24 protein-coding genes are annotated in these 25,118 nt (G+C 74.1%); 9 read left to right on the top strand and 15 right to left on the bottom strand.

What is annotated here, in order from left to right:
* Position 1 precedes the first annotated feature (1 nt).
* Positions 2–991: an ABC transporter ATP-binding protein gene (locus ACGFIA_RS00715; protein ID WP_357382725.1), complete on the top strand. Its 990-nt coding sequence runs from the start codon at positions 2–4 to the stop codon at positions 989–991.
* On the top strand, positions 991–1,716 hold the full coding sequence (locus tag ACGFIA_RS00710) for an ABC transporter ATP-binding protein (RefSeq protein WP_393257699.1): 726 nt from the start codon (positions 991–993) through the stop codon (positions 1,714–1,716). The genes ACGFIA_RS00715 and ACGFIA_RS00710 overlap by 1 nt, the downstream gene beginning before the upstream one ends.
* Before the next feature lie 47 nt (positions 1,717–1,763).
* On the opposite strand, the gene ACGFIA_RS00705 is transcribed toward ACGFIA_RS00710, so the two are convergent.
* Positions 1,764–2,216 (bottom strand): GNAT family N-acetyltransferase, encoded by a 453-nt coding sequence (locus ACGFIA_RS00705; protein ID WP_357382729.1) that lies wholly within the window; start codon positions 2,214–2,216, stop codon positions 1,764–1,766.
* Between the two features lie 47 nt (positions 2,217–2,263).
* Positions 2,264–3,412 (bottom strand): helix-turn-helix domain-containing protein, encoded by a 1,149-nt coding sequence (locus ACGFIA_RS00700; protein ID WP_357382731.1) that lies wholly within the window; start codon positions 3,410–3,412, stop codon positions 2,264–2,266.
* Positions 3,413–3,584: 172 nt separating this feature from the next.
* Between ACGFIA_RS00700 and ACGFIA_RS00695 the strand changes: the two genes are divergently transcribed.
* On the top strand, positions 3,585–4,859 hold the full coding sequence (locus ACGFIA_RS00695; protein ID WP_393257694.1) for a YncE family protein: 1,275 nt from the start codon (positions 3,585–3,587) through the stop codon (positions 4,857–4,859).
* Positions 4,860–4,903: 44 nt separating this feature from the next.
* Here the strand turns inward: ACGFIA_RS00695 and ACGFIA_RS00690 are convergent, their stop codons facing one another.
* Complete coding sequence (locus ACGFIA_RS00690) at positions 4,904–6,508, bottom strand: alpha/beta hydrolase (protein ID WP_357476090.1); 1,605 nt, start codon at positions 6,506–6,508, stop codon at positions 4,904–4,906.
* A 19-nt stretch (positions 6,509–6,527) separates the two neighbouring features.
* On the bottom strand, positions 6,528–7,640 hold the full coding sequence (locus ACGFIA_RS00685) for an ATP-dependent DNA ligase (RefSeq protein WP_357382737.1): 1,113 nt from the start codon (positions 7,638–7,640) through the stop codon (positions 6,528–6,530).
* Between the two features lie 136 nt (positions 7,641–7,776).
* Here ACGFIA_RS00685 and ACGFIA_RS00680 point away from each other — a divergent pair, with 136 nt between their 5' ends.
* Complete coding sequence (locus tag ACGFIA_RS00680; RefSeq protein ID WP_357382739.1) at positions 7,777–7,989, top strand: hypothetical protein; 213 nt, start codon at positions 7,777–7,779, stop codon at positions 7,987–7,989.
* Between the two features lie 121 nt (positions 7,990–8,110).
* Positions 8,111–8,533, top strand: a complete 423-nt coding sequence (locus ACGFIA_RS00675; RefSeq protein WP_357382741.1) for an SRPBCC family protein — start codon at positions 8,111–8,113, stop codon at positions 8,531–8,533.
* Here the strand turns inward: ACGFIA_RS00675 and ACGFIA_RS00670 are convergent.
* Positions 8,508–8,996 carry a GNAT family N-acetyltransferase gene (locus tag ACGFIA_RS00670; protein ID WP_357382743.1) on the bottom strand — a complete coding sequence of 163 codons (489 nt, stop codon included), beginning with the start codon at positions 8,994–8,996 and terminating at the stop codon, positions 8,508–8,510. The two genes, ACGFIA_RS00675 and ACGFIA_RS00670, sit on opposite strands and share 26 nt — an antisense overlap.
* A gap of 46 nt (positions 8,997–9,042) precedes the next feature.
* Between ACGFIA_RS00670 and ACGFIA_RS00665 the strand changes: the two genes are divergently transcribed.
* Complete coding sequence (locus ACGFIA_RS00665; RefSeq protein WP_357382746.1) at positions 9,043–9,573, top strand: DUF1990 domain-containing protein; 531 nt, start codon at positions 9,043–9,045, stop codon at positions 9,571–9,573.
* A 5-nt stretch (positions 9,574–9,578) separates the two neighbouring features.
* On the opposite strand, the gene ACGFIA_RS00660 is transcribed toward ACGFIA_RS00665, so the two are convergent.
* From ACGFIA_RS00660 to ACGFIA_RS00615, 10 genes are all read right to left on the bottom strand, one after another.
* Entirely contained in the window at positions 9,579–10,493 is a 915-nt protein-coding gene (locus ACGFIA_RS00660; RefSeq protein ID WP_357382748.1) for a DNA-3-methyladenine glycosylase 2 family protein, read from the bottom strand.
* A 151-nt stretch (positions 10,494–10,644) separates the two neighbouring features.
* Positions 10,645–11,304 carry a hypothetical protein gene (locus ACGFIA_RS00655; protein ID WP_357382750.1) on the bottom strand — a complete coding sequence of 220 codons (660 nt, stop codon included), beginning with the start codon at positions 11,302–11,304 and terminating at the stop codon, positions 10,645–10,647.
* A gap of 203 nt (positions 11,305–11,507) precedes the next feature.
* Positions 11,508–12,287 (bottom strand): zf-HC2 domain-containing protein, encoded by a 780-nt coding sequence (locus ACGFIA_RS00650; protein ID WP_357382752.1) that lies wholly within the window; start codon positions 12,285–12,287, stop codon positions 11,508–11,510.
* Entirely contained in the window at positions 12,284–12,982 is a 699-nt protein-coding gene (locus ACGFIA_RS00645) for a sigma-70 family RNA polymerase sigma factor (protein ID WP_047893132.1), read from the bottom strand. Before ACGFIA_RS00645 ends, ACGFIA_RS00650 begins: the two co-directional genes overlap by 4 nt.
* An 82-nt stretch (positions 12,983–13,064) precedes the next feature.
* Positions 13,065–13,922 (bottom strand): fused MFS/spermidine synthase, encoded by an 858-nt coding sequence (locus ACGFIA_RS00640; protein ID WP_357382754.1) that lies wholly within the window; start codon positions 13,920–13,922, stop codon positions 13,065–13,067.
* Positions 13,922–14,893 carry a hypothetical protein gene (locus tag ACGFIA_RS00635; RefSeq protein ID WP_357382756.1) on the bottom strand — a complete coding sequence of 324 codons (972 nt, stop codon included), beginning with the start codon at positions 14,891–14,893 and terminating at the stop codon, positions 13,922–13,924. Before ACGFIA_RS00635 ends, ACGFIA_RS00640 begins: the two co-directional genes overlap by 1 nt.
* A gap of 25 nt (positions 14,894–14,918) precedes the next feature.
* A complete protein-coding gene (locus tag ACGFIA_RS00630) occupies positions 14,919–17,393 on the bottom strand; it encodes an SMC family ATPase (RefSeq protein ID WP_357467521.1) in 2,475 nt (824 codons plus the stop codon).
* Complete coding sequence (locus ACGFIA_RS00625; RefSeq protein WP_357389991.1) at positions 17,393–18,541, bottom strand: exonuclease SbcCD subunit D; 1,149 nt, start codon at positions 18,539–18,541, stop codon at positions 17,393–17,395. The genes ACGFIA_RS00630 and ACGFIA_RS00625 overlap by 1 nt, the downstream gene beginning before the upstream one ends.
* Positions 18,542–18,553: 12 nt before the next feature.
* On the bottom strand, positions 18,554–20,302 hold the full coding sequence (locus tag ACGFIA_RS00620) for an ATP-binding protein (protein WP_043325613.1): 1,749 nt from the start codon (positions 20,300–20,302) through the stop codon (positions 18,554–18,556).
* Positions 20,303–20,731: 429 nt separating this feature from the next.
* Positions 20,732–21,670: a pyrimidine reductase family protein gene (locus ACGFIA_RS00615; protein ID WP_393257681.1), complete on the bottom strand. Its 939-nt coding sequence runs from the start codon at positions 21,668–21,670 to the stop codon at positions 20,732–20,734.
* Positions 21,671–21,820: 150 nt separating this feature from the next.
* On the opposite strand from ACGFIA_RS00615, the gene ACGFIA_RS00610 reads away from it, so the two are divergent.
* The 3 genes from ACGFIA_RS00610 to ACGFIA_RS00600 all read left to right on the top strand — a co-directional run bounded on the left by ACGFIA_RS00610 (position 21,821) and on the right by ACGFIA_RS00600 (position 25,115).
* Entirely contained in the window at positions 21,821–22,366 is a 546-nt protein-coding gene (locus ACGFIA_RS00610) for a plasmid pRiA4b ORF-3 family protein (RefSeq protein ID WP_357467528.1), read from the top strand.
* Between the two features lie 329 nt (positions 22,367–22,695).
* Positions 22,696–24,015 carry an extracellular solute-binding protein gene (locus tag ACGFIA_RS00605; protein ID WP_357389985.1) on the top strand — a complete coding sequence of 440 codons (1,320 nt, stop codon included), beginning with the start codon at positions 22,696–22,698 and terminating at the stop codon, positions 24,013–24,015.
* A gap of 119 nt (positions 24,016–24,134) precedes the next feature.
* A complete protein-coding gene (locus ACGFIA_RS00600) occupies positions 24,135–25,115 on the top strand; it encodes a sugar ABC transporter permease (protein WP_357389983.1) in 981 nt (326 codons plus the stop codon).
* The last annotated feature ends 3 nt before the right edge of the window (positions 25,116–25,118 follow it).

Raw genomic sequence — 25,118 nt, 5'->3', positions numbered from 1 at the left:
GATGACCGCGACCGCCGAGGCGTCCGTACCGGATCTGGCGTCCCTGCAACAGCGTGCCGCCGAGCGTGCCGCCGAACGGGCCGGCGGGCGGGACCGGCTGCGCGGGCACATCGTCTGCGACGGTTTGGTGCGCATCTTCAAGACCGAGGGCGTCGAGGTCTTCGCCCTCCAGGGCCTCGACCTGGTGATCGACAGGGGTGAACTGGTCGCGATCGTCGGCGCCTCCGGCTCCGGCAAGTCGACGCTGCTGAACATCCTGTCCGGCCTGGACACCCCGACCGCCGGTATCGCCCGGGTCGCCGACTACGACCTGCTGTCGCTGTCGAACAAGCGGAGGCTGGCGTACCGGCGGGACGTGGTCGGGTTCATCTGGCAGCAGACCGGCCGCAACCTGCTGCCGTACCTGACCGCGCTGGAGAACGTCGAGCTGCCGATGAAGCTGGCCGGGCGGGCCGGCGGGCGGCGCAAACGGCGGGAGCGGGCCCGTGAGCTGCTGGAGATGGTGGGCGTCGGCTACTGCGCGGACCGGCGGCCGGGCCAGATGAGCGGCGGCGAGCAGCAGCGCTGCGCGGTCGCCGTGGCGGTGGCGAACGACCCGGAGATCCTGTTCGCCGACGAGCCGACCGGCGAGCTGGACGAGGCCACCGGCGCGGAGGTCTTCGCCGCGCTGCGCACCATAAACGCCGAACTCGGCGTCACCATCGTGGTGGTCACCCACGACCACGCCGTGGCCGGCCAGGTCCGCCGTACCGTCGCGATCCGCGACGGCCGGACTGCCTCGGAGGTACGCCGGACCGCGCGCGTCACCGCCGACGGCGGCACCGAGATGGTCAGCGAGGAGTACGCGGTGCTGGACCGCACCGGCCGGATGCAGTTGCCCGCGCAGTTCGTGGAGGCGCTGTCCCTGCGCGACCGGGTTCGGCTCAACCTGGAACCCGACCACGTCGAGGTGCGCCCCGGCGACCGGGCGCACGCCGAGGAGAGTGAGTGATGACCGACCAGGCCGAGGTGCTGCCGGCGGCGCCGGTGAGCGCCGTCGAGGACGTGGTCCGGGTCGAGGGGGTGAGCCGCACCTTCGGCAAGGGGGAGCACGCCGTGCACGCCGTGCGGGACGTCTCGTTCACGGCCGGGCGCGGTGAGCTGGTCGCCGTCCGGGGCCGCTCCGGCGCCGGCAAGACCACGCTGCTGAACCTGGTCGGCGGCCTGGACCGGCCGGACGCCGGGCGGATCCGGGTGGCCGGGCACGACGTCACCGCCGCGGGTGAGCGGGAGCTGCTGTCGCTGCGCCGCGGCACCATCGGGTTCGTGTTCCAGACGTTCGGCCTGGTGCCGATCCTGTCCGCGGCGGAGAACGTCGGGGTGCCGCTGCGGCTGGCGAAGGTGCCGGCGGCCGAGCGGGAGCAGCGGGTGGCGGTGCTGCTGGAGCTGGTCGGGCTGGGTGGGCACGCGGCGCAGCGCCCGTACGAGCTGTCCGGCGGGCAGCAGCAGCGGGTGGCGGTGGCGCGGGCGCTGGCGAACGAGCCGGACCTGCTCATCGCCGACGAGCCGACCGGTCAGCTCGACTCCGAGACCGGCCGGTCGATCATGGACCTGCTCCGGGCGGTGGTGCACGCCCGGGGCATGACCGCGCTGGTCGCCACGCACGACCCGGCGCTGATCGAGCTGGCCGACCGTACGCTCACGCTGCGCGACGGCCGGCTGGTGCCGGAGGACTGACCCGGGGTGCCGGGCCGCTCGCCTTCGGGTGGCGGCCCGGTGCCGGATCAGAGCGCCAGCTTCATGCCCTCGTGGCTGGCCACGAAGCCCAGGTCACGATAGAACCGGTGCGCGTCGGCGCGCTGCTTGTCGGTGGTGAGCTGCACCAGCGCGCAGCCGTGCTCCCGGGCCCGGTCGATCGCCCAGCGCATCATCGTCCGGCCCAGCCCACGGCCGCGCCGGTCGGAGCGGACCCGCACCGACTCGATCAGGCACCGCTGCGCGCCGTGCCGGCCCAGCCCCGGGATGTACGTGAGCTGGAAGCAGCCCACCAGCTCCCCGCCGTCGTCGGCGACGATCAGGTGGTTACGCGGGTCGGCGTCGAGGTCGGCGAAGGCCCGCTCGTACGCCTCGTCCACCTCGGGCAGGTCGCGGGTGCGGCCCAGCACGTCATCGGCGAGCAGCGCGAGCACGGCGGGCAGGTCGGCGCGGACCGCCTCCCGGAAGATCACCTCGGTCACCGGGCCAGCCTGGCACAGCGCCGCGCCCCGGTACGGCCCGGGCGGCGTCAGCCGACGTCCAGCCAGCTCCGCAGCGCCCACCACCAGTGCACGGTCTCCGGCACTGTGCACCGGGCCCCCTCCTCGACCGGTGGCCCGCCGGTCAGCTCCCGCAGCCGCCGCAGCCGGTAGCGCACCGTGTTCGGGTGGACGTGCAGCTCGGCGGCGGTCTGGTCGAGCCGCTGGCCGTGGTGCAGCCAGGCGAGCGCGGTGACTGCCAGCTCCCGGTGGAAGTCGTCGGCCGGGTCGAGCGCGCCGAGCAGGCTCGCCCGCAGCAGCTCGGCGAGCAGCGGCTGGGCGGCGAGCGCGGTCTCCCCGGCCAGGTCGGTGACCTGACGCAGCCCGCGCAGCCGGCGGTCGGTCGCCGTGGCCAGCGCCGCCAGGCAGAGCGCGTACATGTCGGGGGCCCGCGCCAGCGGTTGCGCGGGCGCCACAAGTGTCAGCACGTCGGCCGGTACGGCGTCGGGCGGTCGCGGCAGCAACCCGGCCAGCCGGTCCTCGACCGTGCCGAGCAGGCCGCCCCGCGTGGTGAGCTGCCGGTGCAGCGTGTACGCCCGGACCGGGTCGGGTGGCGCGGCGACCAGGCAGTGGTAGCGCCCGTCCGGCCGCAGCCCGAACCGGGTCAGCTCGGCCGTGGACAGTCCCGCCGGTCCGTCGCGCAGCAGCCGCCGCAGCAGGTGTGTCCGGGCCGCCGCGCCGGTGCGTACCAGTTCCCGCTCCGCGCCGCGGTGCCCGTCGACCACGGCCCGCTCCACGGCCGCGGCGTACCGGCCGATGGTGAGCAGCCCTTCCAGCAGCACCTCGTCCGGGATGCCGGCGGCCCGCCCGTGCCGGACCACCAGCTCCACCGCCCGGTCCCGCCCGGCCTGCACGCCGCTCAGCAGGCCGGCCACCGAGACGCCCTGCGCGGCCCGTTCCGCGCCCAGCCGACGGGCCTCGGTGAAGTCGCGTCCGGCCGGGTCCTCGCGGCGTTCCAGCGCGCCCAGGCCGCTTGTCAGCAGCAGCACGACCTGGCGGCGTACCTCCTCGGCGGGAAGCCGGGCCACCTCGGGGGAGTCGGCGCGGGCCGCCCGCGCCACCTCGTCGACGGCGGCCGGATCGGCGGACAGGTCGCGCAGCAAGGCCCCGAACGTCGGGGCCTGTCCGGTCCGGGTCATCGGCACCCCGCCGCCCTCCGTTGTCGACGCGGCACAACCGGGCCGCGCGGACGTTGGCGTCGGATCCCTAGCCCCGGCGGGCGGCCGGTTGCTCTCCTGGTTGTTACCGCAAGGTAACACCGCTCGCGCCACTGAGAAACGTCGATGCCGTACCGGCTGCCAGGAGGCGTCCATGACCCCCGTGCCACAGCACCCGTCCCGTACCCGCCGCCGCGCCGGCCTGGCCGTGCTGGCCGCGCTCGCCCTGATCGCACCGGCGCCCCTGGTGACGGTGCCCGCGCCGGCCGCCGCCGCGGTCACGCTCCAGGAGGTGATGTTCGTCGGCAACAACTGGGACGGCACCGCCGACGTCATCAGGTCCCGCGGCGACTACGCCAGGCTCGGCCGGATCAACGCGATCCCGGACCGCGCCGCCCGACTGCGCGAGATCTACCTCAACCCGGTCAAGCTGGCGTTCTTCCTCGGCATCCGGCAGGGCCCCGGAGAGGGCCACGACCAGCTCATCGACGACATGTACACCACACCGGACGGCACCGCGCTCGTGGTGTCCCGGCCCAGCTTCGCCGACGTCGTCTCGATCGACCTGGCCACCGGCGCGCTGCGCTGGCGGTTCCCGGTCTCCGGCTACCGCGCCGACCACATGGCCGTCTCACCCGACGGCACCCGCGTCGCGGTCTCCGCCTCCACCTCCAACACGGTGCACGTCCTCGACATCCGCACCGGCGCGCAACTGGGCTCGTTCGGCGCCGGTGACAAGCCGCACGAGAACATCTACACCGACGGCGGCACCCGGCTGTGGAACATGTCCATCGGGGAGGTCAACACCGACCTGGACGCGCCGTGGCTCGACTGGACAAAGGGCGACCGCCGGATCACCGTCGCCGACACCAGCACGTACCAGGTGGTCAAGGTGATCGACATGCGCGACCGGTTGGACGCCGCCGGCCGCAAGGACCTCTCCGACGCGGTCCGTCCCGCCGTGTTCACCCCGGACGGCAGCCGGCTCTACTTCCAGGTGTCCTTCTTCAACGGCGTGGTCGAGTACGACGTGGCCACCGACCGGGTCACCCGCGTCGCCACGCTGCCGAAGAACCCGGCCACCAGCGAGGACCGCACCACCTGGGTAAACGACTCCCGGCACCACGGCCTGTCGATGAGCCCCGACGGCACCCGGATCTGCGTCGCCGGCACCATGGACGACTACGCCACGGTGCTCGACCGGGCCACGCTGCGCGAGGGCCCGCTGGTGCCCGCGAGCAAGCCGTACTGGGCCACCGTCAGCGGGGACGGCCGGGACTGCGTGATCTCCGAATCCGGCGCGGACCAGGTCACCGCGATCAACTTCGCAACCGGGCAGAAGGTCGCCAGCGTGCCGGTCGGCGACCACCCCCAGCGCGTGCGCGTCGGGCACATCCCGCAGGGCTGGACGCCCCCGGCCGCCGGCTGATCACGCCCGTGGCCGCCGGCTCGCTCACGCCGCCGGCCGCGCCGTCACCGGGCGGGGCAGCGCAGCCCCTCCCGGGGGACGGTGAGCGAGATCAGGTACGCGTCGACGGCAGCCGTCACGCACGAGGTCTGCGGGTAGGCGGTGTGCCCCTCGCCCTCCCAGGTGAGCACCCGTCCCACACCGAGCATCGACGCGAGCGCGGGCGTCTGCTCGTACGGCGTCGCCGGGTCGCCTGTGGTGCCGACCACGAGGATCGGCGGGGCGCCGTTCGCCCGGCCGGTCGGGTACGGGTCCCGTTCGCCGGGCCACTCCACGCAGCCCAGCATGCCCATCGCCAGGGCGGCGCCGAACAGCGGGTATTTCTGCCGCCACTGCGACTGCAACTGGCGGACCTGATCGAGGGTCGGCTTCTCGGTCTCGTCCGCGCAGTTGACCGCCAGGTTGGCGTCGAACAGGTTGGAGTAGTGCCCGTCGGGCTCGCGGCCCGCGTACGAGTCGGCCAGCTTGAACACGCCGTCCGGGTCGCCGCCCTGCAGGTCGTCGATCGCCCGGGCCAGCTCCTGCCAGCCCTGCTCGGTGTAGAGGGAGGAGATCACCGCGTAGAAGATCCAGCCGGCGGTGGCCTCCCGGCCGCCCTGACCGCGTACCGGAGAGGTCCTCGCCTTGTCGATCTCGGCGGTGATCGCGCCCCGGGCGTCCGGGGCGATCGGGCAGCCGCCGGCGTTCGTCGCGCACCACTTGGTGAAGTTGTCGAACGCCCGCTCGAAGCCCTTCGCCTGGCTCTCCGACCCGGCGATCAGCTTCTGCTGCGGGTCGACCGCGCCGTCGAGCACCAGGGCGCGCACGCGCTGCGGGTAGAGCTGCGCGTAGGTGGCGCCGAGCAGCGTGCCGTAGGAGTAGCCCAGGTAGGTCAGTTTGTCGTCGCCGACCGCCGCGCGGACCGCGTCCATGTCCCGCGCGGCCTGCTCGGTGCCGTAGAGCGGGAGCTGGTCGCCGTACTTCGCGCCGCACCGCTGGCCGATGCGCCGGTTGAGGTCGACGAAGCCGTCGAACGACGACTGGCTCCGCGGGTCGGGGTCGTAGCCGAAGCTCGCATCGAGGTCGGCGTCGGAGATGCACTTGACCGGGCTGGACCGGGCCACACCGCGCGGGTCGAAGCCGACGATGTCGAACCGGTCCGTGATCGCCGTCGGCAGGCCGCCGAACGCCGGACCGAAGGAGAGGTAGACGGCGGTGTCGACACCGGAGGCCCCGGGACCGCCGGGGTTGACCACAAGCGACCCGATCCGGTCGCGTTGCTTGGTCGAGCGTGCCCGGATCAGCGCGATCTCGAACGTCTCGCCCGCGCCCGGCCCGGCGGTCGCGCCGGTGGTGGCCCCGGTGCCCCAGTTGCGCGGCACGGCGATCCGGGCACACTCGTAGCGCATGTCCGTCGCGCCCCGGCCGACCAGCTCGTCGGGCACCTCCGGGCAGGCCCGCCAGTTCGCGGCGGCCCCCGGCGGGGCGGCCTCGCCCTCGCTCTCGGCGCGCGGAGCGAACGCCGGCAGCGTGCATCCGGCGGTGAGCACCACCGCCGCGACGAACGCGGCCAGGACGGGCCGGAACCGGCGGGTCCGGTCGGGGAAGCGTGTCACGTCGGCGCCTTCCATGATCGTGTCGACGGTCAGGCTACGCCCGGCCGCGGGCGTCACCGACCGTCGCCGCCGGATCGCCGCGCAGCACCTCGTCGACGTCGTAGCGGATCGGGCGGTCGAGCTGGCCGTAGTCGCAGGAGCGGGGATCGCGGTCGGGGCGCCACCGCAGGAAGCGGGCGGTGTGCCGCAGCCGGTCGCCCTCCATCGCGTCGTACGCCACCTCGACCACCAGCGCCGGGCGCAGCGGCTCCCACTCCAGGTTCTTGCCGCCGGTCCACCGGCTGACCCCGCCCGGGATCCGCTGGCCCCGCTCGTGGTCGCCGTGCACCCACGGGTGCTCGTCGCCGACGTCGCGGCAGGGCTCCAGCTCGTCGAGCAGCTCCTTGCGGCGGGCCATGGTGAACGAGGAGCTGACGCCGATGTGGTGCAGCACGCCGTCGTCGTCGTAGAGACCGAGAAGCAGCGAGCCGACCACCGGCCCGGACTTGTGCCAGCGGAAACCGGCCACCACCGCGTCCATGGTGCGCGCGTGCTTGACCTTGAACATGAGCCGCTTGCCCGGCTCGTACGGCAGGTCGGCCGGCTTGACGATCAGCCCGTCCAGCCCGGCGCCCTCGAACACGTCGAACCAGCGGCGGGCCGTCTCCGGGTCGGTGGTCACCTGGGTCACGTGCACCGGTGGGCGCACCCCGGACAGCGCCTGCTCCAGCCGCTCCCGGCGGCGGGGGTAGGGCTGCTCGGTGAGCAGCTCGTCGTCGATCGCCAGCAGGTCGAACGCGACGAAGTCGGCCGGGGTCGTCTCGGCCAGCAGCTTCACCCGGGAGGCGGCCGGATGGATGCGCTGGGCCAGCAGCTCGAAGTCGAGCCGCGGCTGCCCGCCCGGCCCGTCCCGCCGGATCACGATCAGCTCGCCGTCGACCGCGCACCGGGGCGGGAGCTGCCGGCGGGCCTGCTCGACCACCTCGGGGAAGTAGCGCGTCATCGACTTGCCGCCCCGGCTCGCCAGCTCGACCTCGTCGCCGTCGCGGAACACGATGCAGCGGAAGCCGTCCCACTTCGGCTCGTAGGTGAGGCCGTGGTCGGTGGGCAGCTCGGCCACGCTCTTCGCCAGCATCGGCTCGACCGGAGGGTTGATCGGCAGGTCCACGGCGACCAGTCAACCAGACCCCACCGACAGTGGTGAGGCAGATCACCGCCGGTCGTCGGGCGGCGTGTCCCGTCCCGGCCGTGTTCGTCACCGCCGCCCGAATGGTGAAACCGCAGGTCAGAGCTACCGTCGCGGCGTGCCGGAGTGGAGTTGCGGATGCTGCGGGCGCTGGCGGGTCAGCGTCGAGTTGATCCGTGGCCGCTACCGCTACCGGCTGGCGCACCGCTACCCGCCCGAACGCGGCGGCGGCGTCAATGTCCTGGGCGAGGTCGGCTCGGTCACCGAGCTGGAACGCCTGCTGACGCGGTACGCCCCGGTCACCCTGGCCGACCTCCACGAGGCCGCCTGACCCCCACGAGGCCGCCTGACCCCCACCCGCTCCCCGTCGGCCGGGGTCGCCCGGAGCAGGGCGGCGCGGGGTGGGGCTCGGGCATAGGCTGAGGGGACCGTCCACGGGGGAGGGAAAGCCCATGCGGTTCGCCGAGTCCGTCGAGATCGCCGCCGACGTCGAGCGGGTCTGGGACGTGCAGAGCGACGTCGAGCGCTGGCCGGAGTGGACGCCCTCGGTCACCGCCGCGCGCCGGCTGGAGCCCGGTCCGCTGATCCTCGGCTCGACAGCCCGGCTGGAGCAGCCACGACTGCGCCCGGCGGTGTGGCGGGTCGTGGAGATCTATCCGCCGTACTCGTTCGCGTGGGAGTCGGCGAGTCCCGGCGTGCGCACCCGTGGTGAGCACCGGCTGATACCGCTGGAGGACGGGCGGACCCGGGCCGAGCTGGTGCTTGTACAGACCGGTCCGCTGGCCTGGCTCGTCGGGCTGCTCGGCGGCTCGACCATGCGCCGCTACCTGCGCCAGGAGGCGGACGGCCTCAGACGCCGCTGCGAGCAGGACTGACCGTCTTCTCCAGCACGGCGAGGCGGTTGCCGTTCTCGTCCGGCCGGTGCGCCACCACCCGGTAGCCACGGCCCGCGTACAGGGACAGGTTCGCCGCGCTGTCCGCGCCGGTGAACAGCGCGAACCGGGTCACCCGGCCGGCGCAGGCGTGCTCGACGGCGTCCAGCAGCCGCCCGCCGACGCCCCGGCCCTGCTGGTCGGGCGCGACCGAGAGGCGGCCGACGTGTGCGGTGCCGCCGTCGACGCGGGCGCGTACCGAGCCGACCAGGCGGGTGCCGCACCGGGCGGCGAGCACCACGTCCGGGCCGGTGAGCGCGGCCCGCACCTCGTCCAGCGTCTCGGTCAGCGGGGGCAGGAAGACGTCGCGGTAGCGCTGCGCCTCCACCAGGTACGCGGCACGCTGCACGGTGAGGATCTCCCCGGCGTCGGCGAGGCCGGCGGGGGCGATGGTCACGTCGGTCACCGGCTCAGCTCACCACAGCCCGCCGGGGCGGCCGTACCCTGGCGGGGTGTTCTCCACGAGCGAGGGGGTGACCGGCGTGCCGGAGCTGACGTACCCGGAGGTGGGCGCGACCCGCGACGGCGGCCTGCCGGCCGGCTACCACCACCTGCGCCACCGGGTCCGGCTGCCGGACGGCGGATTCCCGCTGGCGGCGGACGCCGTGCTGGGCTGGCGGCTGCACCGCGCGGCCGGCGTGGTGATGCGCGCGGACGCGCCGCGCGCCGCCCCCGGGGTGCGGGTCACGCCGGGCGTCGGTGTCGGCCCGGTGCGGCTGTGGGGCCCGACCGAGGTGGTCTGGACGGTGGACGAGCCGGACCGGGCCGGGTTCGGCTACGGCACGCTGCCCGGGCACCCGGAGGTCGGCGAGGAGGCGTTCCTGGTGACCCGGGGCGCTGACGGCGTCTGGTTCGAGGTGACCGCGTTCAGCCGCCCCGCCCACTGGTACGTGCGGGCCGGCGGGCCCGTCGTGCTGGGATTCCAGCGGTTGTACGCCTGGTGGCTGGGGCGGACGCTGCGGCGGCTGTGCCGGCGGAGCTGAGACGGTCAGTAGCGGGCGAAGGAGCGGATCGGGGCGCGCGGGCCGTACTTCGGTGCCTGGACGCCCGCCGCCTCCAGCAGCACGCACACCCGGCCCCGGTGCCCCCGGAACGGCTCCAGCAGCGCCAGCATCCGGGCGTCGTCGCCGCGCGGCTCACCGGCCAGCGCCCACGCCACTGTGTTCGGCACGTGGTAGTCGCCGACGCTCACCGCGTCCGGGTCCCCGTACGCGATCCGCACCACCTCGGCGGCGGTCCACGGCCCGATCCCGGGGATCGCGGTGAGCCGCCGGGTCGCCTCCGCCGAGTCGGCGCAGCGTTCCAGCCGGTCCGCGACGGCAGCCGCGCGGCGCAGCGTGTCGGCGCGCCGCTGTTCCACCCCGAACGGGTGGAACACCCAGTACGGCGTGGCCGCCACCGCGCCCGGCTCCGGCGGCAGCAGCAGTGGTTGCAGCGGGCCGGGCGCGGGCTCCCGGAAGTGCCGCACCGTCGCGGCGTACGCCCGGTACGCCTCCTTGCCGGTGACCTTCTGCTCGAAGACCGCCCGCAGCAGCCGGGGGAAGATCTGCCCGGTGGCCGGCATCCGCAGCCCGTGGTGCGTGTGGGCGAGGCGGGCCACCAGCGGGTGCACGGCGGCGAGCGCGGCGAACCCGGTCAGGTCGTCGCACAGCCCGGCGATCCGGTCGGCCCGCTCGACGACCCAGCCGGCGCCCGGGCCGTACCCCTCGGCGGTCAGCTCGCCGGCCTCCGGGCGCAGCGCCAGCGTGGCCGGGCCGTCCGGGGTGCGGGTGGCCCACCAGAACGTGCCGGCGGCGATCCGCGCGCACGGGTCGTACGGGCTGAACGTGAGCGCCCGCACCGACGCGGCCAGCCGGTAGCCGGCCGGCGGGCGCAGCGTACGGCGGGCGTCGGGCGAGGTCACCCGGCCACTCTGCCACGCGACCCGGCCGTGACGCCGGGCACGCCCCGCGTGCCGGGAGGCGGGCCGATGCCGGTACGCCCCGCCTCCCGGGTCCGCGACGGTGACCGGCCGCGCCCTCCCCGGCGGCGACCGGTCACCGTGTCCTGGCGGCTCAGTACGAGTAGTCCGAGCCGCCGCCGGAGCTGTTCGAGCTGCCCGCCGCGGGCGGCGCGACCGGCTTGGGCGTGCCGGTCGGCAGGCAGGTCAGGTTCTTCTTGCCGTTCGGGTCGACCACGAACCAGGTGCCGCCGACGCCCTGGCCCTTCCACTGGCCCGGCTTCTTGTCGCCGATGTAGCGGTAGACCGGCCAGCCGCCGATGGTGAGCTGCCGGGTGCCGTCCTGGCGGGTGATGGTGCCGACCTTGTCGTCGGAGACGCCCCGCAGCTTCGGGTTGCCGTCGGTGAGCGACGGCGGCCAGACCTCGGCGCACTTGTCCACGCAGTTGGACTGCGGCGGGTCGTCGGAGTCCTTGTCGAACCGGTACAGCACCCAGCCGTCCTGGTCGGTGACGACGCGGCCCATCCGGGGCAGCTTCTTGCCGACCAGCTCGTCGGTGATCTTCACGTTGGACGGGGGCGCCTTGTCCGCGACCGGCTCCTCCTCGGGAGCCGCCGACGCCTCCGGTTCGGCCGCCGCTGTGGGTTCGGCCGCGGCCACGGCGACCGGCTCGGCCGCGCCCGAGTTCGCCCCGTTGTAGCCTGCTGGGGCGCAGGCCGTAAGTGCGACCATCGCGCTCGCGACGATGACGGTCGTCCGCATGTGGTGTGCCACGTGCCCTCCTCGTTCTTGGCAGTTCGCCGAGTAGTACGGGCGCGGCGCTGTCAAGGTTGAACCCGTACGGGTGGCACATTTCACAGTGGACCGATTGAACCGACAGGCGTCGCCGCGCGTGCGTCAGCACGAGGGGGTCCGCCGGCCGGGCACGACGCGACGGCGCCGGGTGGCTCAGCCACCCGGCGCCGCTCAGCGTTCGATCAGATGTCGTCCACAGTCACCAGCGGACTGGCCACCCCGTTCGCGTCGACCGACTGCACCTGGAGCTTGTCGATGTCGCGCACCGGGGCCGAGGTGGACGCGTTCAGCTCCAGCGGAAGCTGGTTCTGGTTCGTCCCGTAGCCGCCGACCGGCACCGACCAGGTGCTGATCACCTCGCTGGTGGCGTTCTTGCGGACCACCACCAGCCGGCACGTGCGCGGCCCCGGCAGGCGGCTCAGCTGCACCGCGATCTGCGTGCCGTACTCCTTGCGGGCCAGCCACATGGTGGTCTGCACGCCGGTCGCCGGATCGGTCGCGTTGTGCTTGTCGCCCTCGATGTCCTGTGGCCCGCCGACGCCCGGGTCGTTCGGGTTGCCCGGCTCGCCGCTGGACGCCACAGTCGGCGCGGCCTGCGTCGGCACCGCCTGCGGCGGCGCCGGATCGTCGCCCAGCATCCCGGCCGCCGCCGCGCTCGCGCCGCCGAACACCACCACTGCCGCCGCGGTCGCCAGCAACTGCCGCACCCGGGTACGACGGCGGTCCCGCCGCACCGCCATCAGCGTCCGGTCCAGCAGCGCCGGATCGGTGTGCGTCTGCTCCAGCGCGGCCATCGCCTCGCCGTCGATGCCGGAGAGCAGCCCCACCACCGGGACCATCGTCTCCAGTTCCGCCGCGCAGGCCCAGCAGGTGGCCAGATGCTCCTCGAAGCGCTCTGTGTCCTGCGGATCCAGCACGCCGAGCGCGTACGCGGCGACGTCCATGTGATCGGCCCGGCTCATTCGGTCACCCCCCTCTCCTGCAGAGCCGTGCGCAGCGCGCGCAGCGCGTAGTAGACCCGCGACTTGGCGGTACCGAGCGGAAGCCCCAGCTCCTCGGCCGCCTCCGGCACGGTGCGCCCCCGGAAGTACGTCGCCACCAGGATCTCCCGGTGCGACTGGCTCAGCGTACGCAGCGCGTCCGCGACGGTCATCGTGCGCAGCACCCGGTCGGTGCTGTCCGACTCGGCGAACATGGTCAGATCCCGGTCGTACGTCTCGGGCGGGCGGGCCTGCTCGCTGCGGTGCTCGTCGATGGCGATCCGCCGGGCCACAGTGACCAGCCACGGGCGCAGCGAGCCCTGGCCCTGCACGCCGAGGCGGTGCGCGTTGCGCCACGCCCGCAGCAGCGTCTCCTGCACGATGTCCTCGGCGCGCTGCCGGTCCCCGCCGGTCAGCCGCATCACGAACATCAGCAGCGGGCCGGCGTGCTCGGCGTACAGCAGGCGGATCAGCTGGTCGGAGTGGCTGGCCTCGGCCGAGGTCGCCTGGTGGCGTCCGGGGGCGGGTCGCGGCGGCACCGGGTCATTCTGGCGATCGGCGGACCGGGCGTCGACCCCCCGGCCCGAACGCGAGGCGCGCGAGTGTGGTTGTGCCCGGGCGAACATCCACTCGGGCCGCGCCACCTCGCCGTGCCAGCCGGCCGCCACCGCATGCATGCAGACCTCCGCTGTCCAATGACATCAGCCGGCCCCCCACGGGCATGGCCGCCCGGTGATACGCAGCGGCCAGCCGATCGGATCAACGTTTGACCGAGAAAATTCCCGGCGGCGGGGGAGTGGAGTCGACGGCGTCCGCGTCGTGGACCACCGGCGCGCCCCCGGCGAACCGGTCCAGCTCGGCGCCGGCCAGCACCCGGCCGGGGAACCAGTCGCCCGCCGCCCGCCGGGTCAGCTCCGGCACCGGCGGCTCCACCCGGGACGCCACCAGCACCAGGTTGCCGTAGCGCCGGCCGCGCAGCACCGCCGCGTCGCCGACCAGGCAGGCCCGGGGCAACACGGTCCGCACGGTGGCGACCTGCGCCCGGGCGTGCCGCAGCGGCGGGCCGTCGGCCACGTTCGCCAGATAGCTGCCGCCGGGCGCGAGCACCCGGGCCACCTCGGCGGCGTACTCCACCGAGGTCAGATGCGCGGGGGTACGGGCGCCGGCGAACACGTCCGCGACGATCACGTCGTACGCGCCGTCCCGGCTCGACGTCAGCGTCGCCCGCGCGTCGGCCACCCGTACCCTCAGGCGCGGATCCGACGGCCAGGGCAGCTCGCGGCGGACCAGCTCCACCAGTGCGCCGTCCACCTCGGACACCCGCTGCGACGATCCCGGCCGGGTGGCGCGCACGTACCGGGGCAGGGTCAGCGCGCCGCCGCCCAGATGCAGCACCCGCAGCGGCGCACCGGCCGGCGCCACCAGGTCCAGTGCGGCGGCCAGCCGCCGGACGTACTCGAACTCCAGGTGCGCCGGGTCGGTCAGGTCCACGTGCGACTGCGGCGCGCCGTCCAGCAGCAGCGTCCACGAGCCCGGACGGTCGGGGTCCGGCACCAGCTCGGCCCGCCCGGTGTCGACGTCGGCGACCACCCGGTCGGCGTCGCGTCGCCGGCCCATCAGCGCCGCATCCCGCGCGCCGCGCCGGTGAGCACCCGGTGCAGCAGACGCGCGTCGCCGAGCATCCCGCGCAGCCGCCGTTCCAGCCCGGCGATCGGCACCAGGTTCTGCGGGGCACGCGGATCCTTGTACGGGGTGGAGGCGAACCGGGGCAGCGTCACCAGCGACAGGTCGGCCAGCGCCACCGCCTCCGGCACTGTGAGGTCGGCCGAGCACTCCACCCGCACGATGCCCGCCCACGGCGCTCCGGCGCGCACCGGCAGGCGCAGATACCACGACCAGCCGCCCCACGCCGTGCCCAGCCGGAACACCGGGCAGCGCTCACCCGGCGCCAGCCCGGTCACCACGGCGGTGAGCCGGGCGTCGAGATACTGGCTGTGCTGCGTCTTGATGTACCCGAGCGTGCGTGGCAGGTTTCGCCGGCTGCGCAGCGGGCCGTCCACGACCAGCAGGTCGCCGTCGGTGCGTACCGCGTCGGAGACGGCCACCTCCAGCGCGGTCAGCGGCGCCTGCACCGCCGCGGGCAGCTTGCTCAGCTCACCGGTGCCGCTGACCCGGTGCACCGGGTAGCGGACCGTCCCGGCGACCACGTCCTGCGCCGACGGGCTCGCCGTGAACAGGCCCCGGCCCACCCGGGCGCCGGCCAGCTCGGCGGCGCCCCGGTCCAGGTCGCAGCGCACCACACCGGCCGCGTACGAGGCGGCGATGCCGGGGAACGAGCCGCCGTCCTCCTCAGCCGTCCAGACGCTGGCGTCGATCCGGCGTACCCCGTCGACGAGCAGCACCACGTCCGGCGACCGCACGTCCGCGCGGGGGCCGATCGCCCGCCAGTCGGTGGCCGGCAGCTCGACGTCGGCCTCGACCTGGGCGCTGCTCGGCGCGGCCGGCCCGGACCCGCCCGCCGCCTCGAACGACGCGCCGTACGACGGATCCCAGGCGTCGACGTAGAACGCCGGCGACGGCCCGGTCACGCGGCGCTCCGCCGGGACGTGCCGGTCACAGGCCGGTCCGTTCCACGCGGGCCGTCCGCGCGTCCTTGCGGACCTCGAACCGGACCGGGATGCGCTCGGCCAGCGCCGGCACGTGGGTGACCACGCCGACCATCCGGTCGCCCCGGGCGGCCAGGTTCTCCAGCGTCGCCGCGACCGTGTCCAGCGTCGCCGCGTCGAGCGTGCCGAAGCCCTCGTCCAGCACGATCGACTCCAGGCTCGCGGCGGTGGTGGACATGCCGGCGAGCTGCTCGGACAGCGCCAGCGCGAGCGCCAGCGACGCCTGGAACGTCTCCCCGCCGGACAGCGTCCGCACCCCGCGCCGCAGCCCGGCGTCGTGGTGGTCGACCACGAAGAACTCGCCCTTGTCGTGGACCAGGTCGTACTGCCCGCCGGACAGCTCCCGCAGGATCCCCGACGCGCCGTCCACGAGCAGGTCCAGCGCCTCGGTGAGCAGCCAGCGCTCGAAGTTGTTGGCCCGCAGGTGCGAGGCGAGCGCCCGCGCCACCCGCGCCTCGTGCTCGTGCCCGGCCCGCTGTTCCCGCAGCCCGGCGGCCTGCTCGCGGCGCTCGTCCAGGCGGCGCAACTCCGCCTCGGCCCGCTCCACCGCCACCGCCACGTCGCGCGGCGCGTCCCGCGGGGCGTCCAGCCCGGCCGCGGTGAACAACGCGGCGATCCCGTCGGCCACCTCGGCCGCGGCCCGCTGCGCCGCCTCCACCGAGTCGGCCAGCCCGTCCCGCTCCGCGCGCCGCGCCCGCGCCTGCTCGCCGGCCCAGCCGGCCAGCGCCGCCCACGCCGCCGCCACGTCGTCCCGGTCGGCGGCGGGCGGCCCGAACCGGGCCAGCCCGTCGCGTACCGCGTCGAAGTCGCGCCAGGCCCGGCGCAGCCGCTCCTGCGCCGCGTCGAGCGCGCCCCGCGCCCGCCGGGCCGCCTCCCGGCCCGCCCGCACCGCGCCCGCCGCCTCCTCCAGCGCGGTCCGCAGCCGCGCGTGCTCGGCCAGCGACTCGCGCAGCCGCTCCGGCGCGGGCGCGTCCGCGAGCTGCTCGTCCAGCTCGGCCAGGCGCGTGCCGAGCTGGTCGTGCTGGGTGCGGGCGCGCAGCAGCACCCGGTCGGAGTCACGGGCCGCGGTGTCGCGTTCCTGCACGACCCGCTTGGCTGCCTCGCTCGCCGCCCGCGCCGTCTTGCCCGCCTCGATCGCCCGGCTCACCGCCGAGCCCTCCGGCACCGCCGGCACTGTGGTGACTGTCTGCTCGCACACCGGGCAGGGCGCGCCGCCGACCAGGTGCGCCCGCAGCGCCACCGCCTGGTCGGCGGCCTTCGCCTCCTCGTGCGCGCGGAACGCCGAGTCCAGCTCCGTCTCGGCCCGTTGCGCGTCCGCCCGCGCCGCCGCCAGCGCCGCCACCGCCGCGTCGTGCTCGGCGCGCGCCGCGTCCACCGCCGCCCGGACCGTCGCCGCCTCCGCGGTCAGCCGGTCCCGGTCCGCGTACGCCTTCAGGTGCAGCCGCAGCGCGCTCTCGTCACCGGCGGCGGCCAGCTCCCCGCGCAGCTTCTCCTCGCGCTCCTCGGCCAGCCCGACCGCGCCCGCCGCCTCGTCGGCGGCCACCCGGGCCTGCGCCACCGCCCGCGCCAGCTCGGCCGTGCCGTCCGGCGGCCGCACCCCGGCCAGCACACCCAGCTCGGCGTCGAGGGCGGCCAGCGCCGCGGCCCGCTCACCCGCCGTGGCCCGGGCCAGCTCCCATTCGGGTACGGCGGCAGCGACAGCGGCGGCCAGTTCCCGCATCGCGTCCACCCGCTCCCGGGCGGCGGTCAGGCTGTCGTCGTCGACGTCGGCGAGCCCGCCGAGCATCTTGTCGACGGTCTCCAGCTTCGCCTCGGCCTGCCCGGCCCGCTCGACGGCCTTCTTCTGCACCGACTCGTAGACGCCCAGCCCGAGCAGGTTCACCAGGATCTGCTGGCGGGTGGCCGGCTTGGCGTGCAGGAAGTCGGCGAACTGCCCCTGCGGCAGCACCACGCACGAGGTGAACTGCTCGTACGGCAGCCCCACCGCGTCCAGCACCGCCTGCTCCATCTCGGCCGGGGTGCCCGCCACCACCTCGCCCAGGTCCTCCGGGCTGAGCCCGGTGTCGAGCTTGGTGATGTCGAATCCCGGCGGCATGAGCTGGAGGCCGGCGTTCGCCGTCTTCACAGTGCCCCGGCCGTCGCGGCGCACGACCCGTGTCGCCACGTAGCGGTCACCGGCGGACTCGAAGACCAGCCGCACCCGCGCCTCGGTCGCCGACGGTGCCAGCGCGTTGGCCAGCCCCCGGGTGCCGCCCCAGCGCGGCACCGTGCCGTAGAGCGCGAAACAGATCGCGTCCAGCACCGTCGACTTGCCCGAACCGGTCGGCCCGACCAGCGCGAAGAAATCCGCGTCGGTGAAGTCGACAGTCGTCTCGTCGCGGAACACCGTGAACCCGGCCATGTCCAGCCGCATCGGCCGCATCAGTGCTCCACCTCCTCGAGCAGCTCGTCGAAGAGCTCCCGGACACCCTCGTCGGCGTGCCCCCGGCTGTCCAGGTAGTCGCCGAACAACTCGCCCGGCGACCGGCCGGCCCGCTGAGCCGTCCGGGTCCCGCTGCCCGGCGCGGGCACCAGCTCCGGGTCGATCCGGATCTCCAGCGCCCGGGGCAGCAGCTCCTGCACCTCCTCGCGCAGCCCGGCCCGGGGCTGCTCCCGGACGTAGACGCGCAGCCAGCCCTCCGGCGCCTCGATCTCGGCGAGCTGCGCGAGCGTGCCGCGCACCGTGCGCAGCGGCACCGCGCCCGGCACCGGCACCTCCCGGACGCGGGCGGCGGTGGTGGCGGTGACCTCCACGATCGTCACCGAGCCGACGTTCTCCTGCTCGCCGAAGTCGACAGCGAGCGGGCTGCCGCTGTAGCGGATCGGGCACGGGCCGATGACCCGCTGCGAGCGGTGCAGGTGGCCCAGCGCCACGTAGTGCGCGTTGCCGGGGAAGACGGTGGCCGGCACCGCGTACCCCAGCACGGTGTGCGCGTCCCGCTCGCCGCCGCCGGTGCTCGCCCCGACCACTGTGAGGTGCGCGGTCACCAGGTGCACGCGGTCCGGCTCGGTGAAGCCCTCGGCGAGGCGGTCCAGCACCCGGCCCAGGTGGTCGGCGTACGTCTGGTTGGCCTCGGCCGGGGTGAGCGTGTACATCTCCACCGCGCGCACCGCGTACCGCTGGGACAGGAACGGCAGCGCGGCGATCCGCCAGCGCTCCCCGCCGGCGGTGACCCCGTCGACGACGTGCTCGTCCGGATTCTCCCGTACGCTGCCGCGCAGCGTGATCCCGGCGGCCTCGGCCCACGGCCGCAGCGCGTCCAGCGCCGCGCCGTTGTCGTGGTTGCCGCCGATCGCCACCACGTCCGCGCCGGTCCGCCGCAGCGCGGTGAGCGCCCGCGTGACCAGCCGGGTCGCCTCCGGGGTGGGCGCGGCGGTGTCGTACAGGTCACCGGCCACGATCACCAGGTCGGGCCGCTCACGCTGGGCGATCTCGATCACCTGGGCGAGGACCTGCTTGTGCTCCTCGGCCCGGGACTGCCCCTTGAGGACCTTGCCGACGTGCCAGTCGGAGGTGTGCAGGATCTTCATGGTGGGTGCCGCCTAGAACGGGATGTCGTCGTCGGAGGAGCCGGAACCGACCACCGCGAACGGGTCGGCGGCCTGGGTGATCGACCGTAGCGTCTCCGAGGGCGCGCGGCCCGCCTCCGAGACCCGGGTGGCCCACGCCGGGAACGGGAACTCCAGGCACAGCGGCACCGGGATGTCCGGCTGGTTGACGAACATGGTGCCCGGCTTGGCCAGCAGCGCCCGCTGCCGCTGGGCGGGCGGCAGGAAGCCGTACTCCGGGCGGGACGCCTCGGCCGGGTCGAGCCGGCCGACCACCCGGATCGCCGAGTTGGTGACGATCCGCCGTTCCACCTCGCTCGCGGTCTGCTGCGCGCCGACCAGGATCACGCCCAGCGAGCGGCCCCGCTCGGCGATGTCGAGCAGCACCTCCTTGATCGGCGACGAGCCCTCGCGCGGTGCGTACTTGTTCAGCTCGTCGAGCACGACGAACAGCAGCGGCTTGGCGGTGCCGGCCTTCTCCTTGCGCTCGAACTCGCTCTTGAGCGTCACGCCGACCACGAACCGCTGCGCGCGGTCCGGCAGGTTGTGCAGGTCGACGACAGTGACCTGGGCGCTCTCCGCCGTGTTGATCGAGTGCGGGCGACGGGTCGCGAGGTCGCCCCGGATCAGCCGGCCCAGGTCCTTCTTGCTGCCGATGAGCCGGCGGGCGAACGCGTTCACGGTGCCCAGCCCGACCGCGCTGCCGGCCCACTCGCCGCGCGTCTCGTCGTCGTTGAGCTGCTCGACCACGTGGTCGACCAGATCCGCGTACGAGCCGAGCCGCACCCCGTCGATGCTCACCCCGCCGTCGGCGGGCTGGGCGTAGCGGGCCAGGTGCGCGGCCACCGAGTGGACCACCATCGTGTACTGCTGGCGCTCGTCGTCGGCGTCGGCGAACACGTACGGCAGCAGCCTATCGGCGCAGAACTCGGACAGCGTCCAGTAGAAGCTGTCCACCCCGGTGAGCCGGCTGCTCACATCCGGCGTGCCCGAGGAGTCGCCGACCCGCGGCGGGGCGTAGACCCGCACGTCCGGGAACGCCCCGGCGTCCAGGCCCAGCTTCGCGTACGCCGCCCGGGTCGGGTCGTCGAGCCGGCTGTTCGGGTGGTCGAGGAAGAGCAGGTCCTCGCCCTTGACGTTGAAGATCAGCGCCTTGGCGTTGACCGCGTCGCCGCCCAGCACGCCGGAGCGGAACACCGAGTAGAGCAGGAACGTGGCGAAGCTGGTCTTGGTGGCGACACCGGAGATGCCGGAGATCGACACGTGCGCGCCCCGGGTGCCGTCGAGGAAGTCGGCGTTGAGGTAGACCGGCACGCCGTCGCGGCCCATCCCCATCGGGATCCGCCGCTCCATCCGGTCGAAGTGCAGCGCCCGGGCCCGCGCGTCGCCCTCGGCCCGGTGCACCACCGCGCCCGGCGTGGGCGGCACGTAGAACTCCGGGTCGACCCGCGTCGTGGTCACCTCGGCCGCCTCCTGCACCTGCGCCGGCAGCGTGCCGTCGGCGATGGCGAAGACGTCGGAGTCGAACTGCGCCCCCTCGTGCCGGGCACGTACCTGGGTCACCACCCCGGCGATCGTCACCGGCTCACGGTCGGGCAGGTCGCGGCGGGTCACGACCACGTCGTCCAGTTGCAGGTAGCTGCCCGGCGCGACAGCGGTCCAGAAGGTGAGCGGGGTGGCGTCGGCGGTGCCGAGCACCCGGCCGACACCCTCGCCGGGCCCGTCGAGCTGGTCGTCGGTCATCGGCGGTCTCCGGTCGGCTGGTCGTACCGTTGGCGGTGCACGTCGTGCATCCTGCCCGAGGGATGCGACAGGTTGCCACGCGACGCGGCGGACGCCACGCCACCCGTGCGCCGAACGGTAGCCGCCCGAATCCGCCCGACCACAGTGCGTGCGTTTCCTCCACGTTCGCCCCTCCGTCGCCGGCCGGCCGCCGCCGTCGCCGCCGGTTCCGGACGGCCCGCCCGCTGACGGTCAGCAGTGCCGCCGGGTCCACCGAGAGGGCGTCGGGCGTCGCGCGGTCAGATCCAGTCGCGCGGGTGGAACACAGGGGTGTCTCCGCCGGCCCATGACACCCATCGCGTTCCACCCGTCGTCCGCCCACCCGGCATGCACCGCTTCCGCCCGCATCTTCCTGAAGAGCGGGAGTCGTGTCCCGCGTGCCGTCTGCCATCAGGCGGCGGGGGCGGCGCCTGCGGGTGGTGTCTGGGCGGGGTCGCGTGCGTAGCGCAGCATCAGCACGCCGTCGGCGGCGGCCAGCACGTGCCGCAGCGGCAGGTGGCGCGGGACGCTGGCGTCACCGGCGGTGATCCGGCCCGGGCCGGCGCCGGCGAGCAGCGGCGCCACGGTCAGGCACAGCTCGTCCACCAGGCCGGCGGCGGTGAGCGCGCCGAACAGGTGCGGGCCGCCCTCGCAGAGCAGCTGGTCGAGCCCGCGCCGGCGCAACTCGGCCAGCCCGGCGACGAGATCGACCCGCCCGGAGCCGCTGGCCCGCCCGGCGTCGTCGCCCTGCCCGGAGCCGCCCGTCCGTCCGGAGCCGCCCGTCCGTCCGGAGCTGTCGGCGCGGCCGCTGGCGTCCGGCCGGGCGGCACCGCCAGTCCGGCCGGACTGGCGGTGCCGCCCGGTCTCGTCGGTGCCGCAGCGGATGACGTCGGCCACGTCGGTCAGGCCGGGCGGCGGTACGGCGTCGGCGTGGGTGAGCACGATCGGCCGGACCGGGGCGTCGGCGAAGGCGGCCTGCGCCGGGTCGAGGTCGAGCGAGCCGGAGACGACCACGAGCGTCGGGTACTCGGCCAGTCCTCGCTCGCGGCGCCAGGCCCGGCGGTCCGGGCTCAGCCGCACCGCCCGGTAGCCCTCGTGCCGTAGCGTGCCGGCGGCCACCACGAGGGCGTCGCAGAGCATCCGCAACAGCCCGAAGACCCGCTTGTCCGGCTCGCCGGAGAGCCCGGCGGAGTAGCCGTCCAGAGTGACCGCGCCGTCGGCGCTGGCGACGAAGTTGACCCGTAGGTGCGGGTGGTCCGCCCGGTCGTAGAGCGCGGTGAGCTGCGGATCGGTGAGCGCGCCGGTGGCGGGTGCGGGCCAGATCCGTTCGATCGGGGTTCCGACGCTCATTCGCCGGCCGGACCGGTGACCGGAGGGGTGGGTTCGGGGGTACGGTGCTGGCAGTCGCACCATTTCCGGCCGGGACAGTCGTCGTGCCGCCGTTCCCGGCAGGCTCGGCAGATCATGCAGGCAGCCTATGCCCAGGAAGGACGGGACGTCGTGTCGCGTCAGATCTTCCAGCTCACGGTGTCGCTGGCCGGTGTCCGGCCGCCGGTGTGGCGGCGGGTTCTGGTGCCCGGCGGCTACACCCTGGACCGGCTGCACCGGGTGATCCAGCACGCGATGGGCTGGCGCGACTGTCACCTGCACTCGTTCGACGTCGGCGGCCGGCAGTACGGCGAGCCCGACCCGGACGGCGAACCGGCGCTGCGCGACGAGCTGGACGTCCGGCTGGACGCGCTGGTCGGCAAGGGCGACCGGTTCCGCTACACCTACGACTTCGGCGACTGGTGGGAGCACGACCTGGTGGTGGAGGACGCCTGCGCCGCCGACCCGGACGAGAGCTACCCGGTCTGCCTGGACGGCGAGCGCGCGTGCCCGCCCGAGGACGTGGGCGGTCCGGCCGGTTACGCGGTCATGCTGGCCGCGCTCGCCGATCCGGGGCATCCGGAGCACCTGACCATGCGTGAGTGGGCCGGCTCGGCGTTCGACCCGGCCGCGTTCGATCCGGCCCGCGCCACAGTCCTGCTGCGCCGCTGCTGCTGACCGCAGCGCCGCCGAGCCGCCGAGCCGCTGAACGCAGCGCCGCCGAGCCGCCGCAGCGCCGGCCGTTGCTGGCCCGCGGCGCCGGCCGCCGGTGACGACGGGGCAGGCAGTGCCGCTGACAGCGGCCTCCGCCGAGAGCCCGGGCGTCCACGCGGTAACGAAATGGGAACGCTCCCAACGGTCTATTGACACCCCTGTCACCTCCCGGCAACCTCATGGGAGCGCTCCCGAGAGTGGTGCGGATCTCCCTCCTGCCCGCTCCGGCCCGCGCGACACGCACCCCCCACCACACAGCAGATATCGCCTCACCACCGAAAGAGGGGTCTCGGATGAGCGTCCCAATCCGTCGTCGGCGGTTCGCGGCCATCGCGCTCGCGTCCGTCGTCGTGCTCGGCACCACCGCCGCCTGCGGCGACGACTCGGACAGCGGCGACAGCGGCAGCGGCAGCGGCCCGGTCACGCTGGTCGTCGACGTCTTCGGCGACCAGGGCTTCGGCTACGAAGAGCTGTACAAGCAGTACGAGTCGGAGCACCCGAACGTCAAGATCCAGGAGCGGGGCAAGGGCCTCGGCCTCGGTGACTACAACACCCGCCTGACCCAGCAGATCACCGCGGGTTCGGGCGCCGGTGACGTGGTGGCCCTGGAAGAGGGCACCATCGTCCAGTTCTACGCCCAGGCCGACAAGTTCGTGAACCTGGCCGACCACGGCGCGAACGACCTCAAGGGCAACTTCCTGCCGTGGAAGTGGGAGCAGGGCACCACCCCCGACGGCAAGGTGCTGGGCCTCGGCACCGACGTCGGCTCGATGGCGCTGTGCTACCGCAGCGACCTGTTCAAGGCCGCCGGGCTGCCCACCGACCGCGAGCAGGTCGGCGCGCTCTGGCCCACCTGGGACAAGTTCATCGAGGCCGGCCAGACGTTCGCCGCCGCCGACAAGAAGCACAAGTTCGTCGACTCGGCGACCAACTTCTACAACGTCGTGCTGATGCAGATCGCGGGCCAGGGCAGCGGCTACACGTACTACGACAAGAGCAACAAGATGGTCATCGACCAGAACCCGGACGTGAAGACCGCGTACGACCTCACCACCAAGATGATCGCCGCGGGGCTGTCCAACAACCTCCAGTCGTTCTCCAACGAGTGGAACGCCGGCTTCAAGAACGGCACCTTCGCCACCATCGCCTGCCCCGCCTGGATGACCGGTGTCATCAAGGGCCAGGCCGGTGACGCGGCGGCCGGCAAGTGGGACATCGCCAAGGCGCCGGGCGCCGGTGGCAACTGGGGCGGCTCCTTCCTCGGCGTGCCGAAGTCGAGCAAGCACCAGAAGGAGGCCGCGGAGCTGGCCAAGTTCCTGACCAGCGCCAAGGGTCAGATCGGCGCGTACAAGGCGGTCGGCAACCTGCCCTCGAACCCGCAGGCGCTCACCGACCCGGCCGTGGCCGACTCGACCAACGACTACTTCAGCAAGGCCCCGGTCGGCAAGATCTTCGCCGCCGGCGCCACCGAGCTGAAGCCGGTCTACCTCGGCCCGAAGAACAACGCGGTCCGCACCGCTGTGGAGAACAGCCTGCGCGCCGTGGAGCAGGGCAAGTCGGCCGGCGAGCAGTGGCAGGCGGCCCTGAAGAACGGTGCGGCCGCCGGTAAGTGACCGGTTGAGCCGCCCGCGGGTGGCGTCGGCAGCCCCGGCTGCCGGCGCCACCCGCGGTGCCCGCAGAGTCCGGCGTCGCCCGTGTGGCGGGTGACGCCGGCCGAGGAGAAGGACTCCCCATGAGCCTCGACCTGCACGCCGCGGCGCCGCCCGAACCCGGCCCGCCGCGCGCCGCTCGTCACACGCGCCGCCGTTCCGCCTCACTGACGCGCCTGGACCTGAAGTACTCGCCGTACCTGTACGTCCTGCCGTTCTTCGTGATCTTCGCTGTGTTCGGCGTGTACCCGATCGCGTACACGGTCTGGATCGCGCTGACCGACCGGTCGCCGCTGAACTCGACCATCTCCTTCGTCGGGATGGACAACTTCGTCGAACTGATCACCCAGGACCCGCAGTTCTGGAACGCGGTGGTCAACACCTTCGGCATGTTCCTGCTCTCCACGGTGCCGCAGTTGCTGCTGGCGCTGATGCTCGCCAACGCGCTGAACCGGAAGCTGCGCGCGCAGACGTTCTTCCGGATGGCGATCGCGATGCCGATCATCACCTCGACCGCCGTGGTCGCGCTGATCTTCTCGATGATCTACGCCAAGGACTTCGGCCTGGTCAACTGGCTGCTCGACAGCGTCGGCCTGGACCCGATCGACTGGCGGGCGAACCGCTTCGCCTCCTGGTTCGCCATCTCCACCATGGTGGACTGGCGCTGGGTCGGCTACAACGCGCTGATCTACCTGGCCGCCATGCAGTCGATCAGCAAGGACATGTACGAGGCCGCGGCGCTGGACGGCGCCTCCCGGCGGCGTCAGTTCTGGTCCATCACGGTCCCGCAGCTGCGCCCCACGATCATCTTCACGCTGATCATCTCCACCATCGGCGGCCTGCAGCTGTTCACCGAGCCCCTGCTGTTCACCAGCGGCTCGGGTGGTCTCTCCGGCGGTTCGGAGGGCCAGTTCCAGACCATCACGATGTACCTGCTCGACGTGATGAACCAGCGCTTCCGGTGGGGGTACGCCGGGGCGGTCGCGCTCGTGCTCTTCGTGCTCATCGCGTTGATGTCGGCGATCAACTACCTGCTCGCCCGCCGCATCAGCTCCGACAAGTGAGGT

The sequence above is a fragment of the Micromonospora sp. NPDC049203 genome (genome assembly GCF_043197215.1).
In the GTDB taxonomy this organism is placed as follows: Bacteria; Actinomycetota; Actinomycetes; order Mycobacteriales; family Micromonosporaceae; genus Micromonospora.
The sequence above is the reverse complement of the archived record's forward strand: the minus strand, read 5'-3'. Positions and strand labels throughout refer to the sequence as shown.

Excerpts from the sequence above, each read along its gene's own strand:
- ACGFIA_RS00690 (WP_357476090.1), bottom strand. The coding sequence starts at position 6,508 with ATGGAAGGCGCCGACGTGACACGCTTCCCCGACCGGACCCGCCGGTTC.
- ACGFIA_RS00700 (WP_357382731.1), bottom strand. The coding sequence starts at position 3,412 with ATGACCCGGACCGGACAGGCCCCGACGTTCGGGGCCTTGCTGCGCGAC.
- ACGFIA_RS00620 (WP_043325613.1), bottom strand. The coding sequence starts at position 20,302 with ATGACCGACGACCAGCTCGACGGGCCCGGCGAGGGTGTCGGCCGGGTG.
- ACGFIA_RS00630 (WP_357467521.1), bottom strand. The coding sequence starts at position 17,393 with ATGCGGCCGATGCGGCTGGACATGGCCGGGTTCACGGTGTTCCGCGAC.
- ACGFIA_RS00600 (WP_357389983.1), top strand. The coding sequence starts at position 24,135 with ATGAGCCTCGACCTGCACGCCGCGGCGCCGCCCGAACCCGGCCCGCCG.
- ACGFIA_RS00675 (WP_357382741.1), top strand. The coding sequence starts at position 8,111 with ATGCGGTTCGCCGAGTCCGTCGAGATCGCCGCCGACGTCGAGCGGGTC.
- ACGFIA_RS00715 (WP_357382725.1), top strand. The coding sequence starts at position 2 with ATGACCGCGACCGCCGAGGCGTCCGTACCGGATCTGGCGTCCCTGCAA.
- ACGFIA_RS00645 (WP_047893132.1), bottom strand. The coding sequence starts at position 12,982 with ATGCATGCGGTGGCGGCCGGCTGGCACGGCGAGGTGGCGCGGCCCGAG.
- ACGFIA_RS00650 (WP_357382752.1), bottom strand. The coding sequence starts at position 12,287 with ATGAGCCGGGCCGATCACATGGACGTCGCCGCGTACGCGCTCGGCGTG.
- ACGFIA_RS00710 (WP_393257699.1), top strand. The coding sequence starts at position 991 with ATGACCGACCAGGCCGAGGTGCTGCCGGCGGCGCCGGTGAGCGCCGTC.
- ACGFIA_RS00615 (WP_393257681.1), bottom strand. The coding sequence starts at position 21,670 with ATGAGCGTCGGAACCCCGATCGAACGGATCTGGCCCGCACCCGCCACC.
- ACGFIA_RS00695 (WP_393257694.1), top strand. The coding sequence starts at position 3,585 with ATGACCCCCGTGCCACAGCACCCGTCCCGTACCCGCCGCCGCGCCGGC.
- ACGFIA_RS00640 (WP_357382754.1), bottom strand. The coding sequence starts at position 13,922 with ATGGGCCGGCGACGCGACGCCGACCGGGTGGTCGCCGACGTCGACACC.
- ACGFIA_RS00605 (WP_357389985.1), top strand. The coding sequence starts at position 22,696 with ATGAGCGTCCCAATCCGTCGTCGGCGGTTCGCGGCCATCGCGCTCGCG.
- ACGFIA_RS00625 (WP_357389991.1), bottom strand. The coding sequence starts at position 18,541 with ATGAAGATCCTGCACACCTCCGACTGGCACGTCGGCAAGGTCCTCAAG.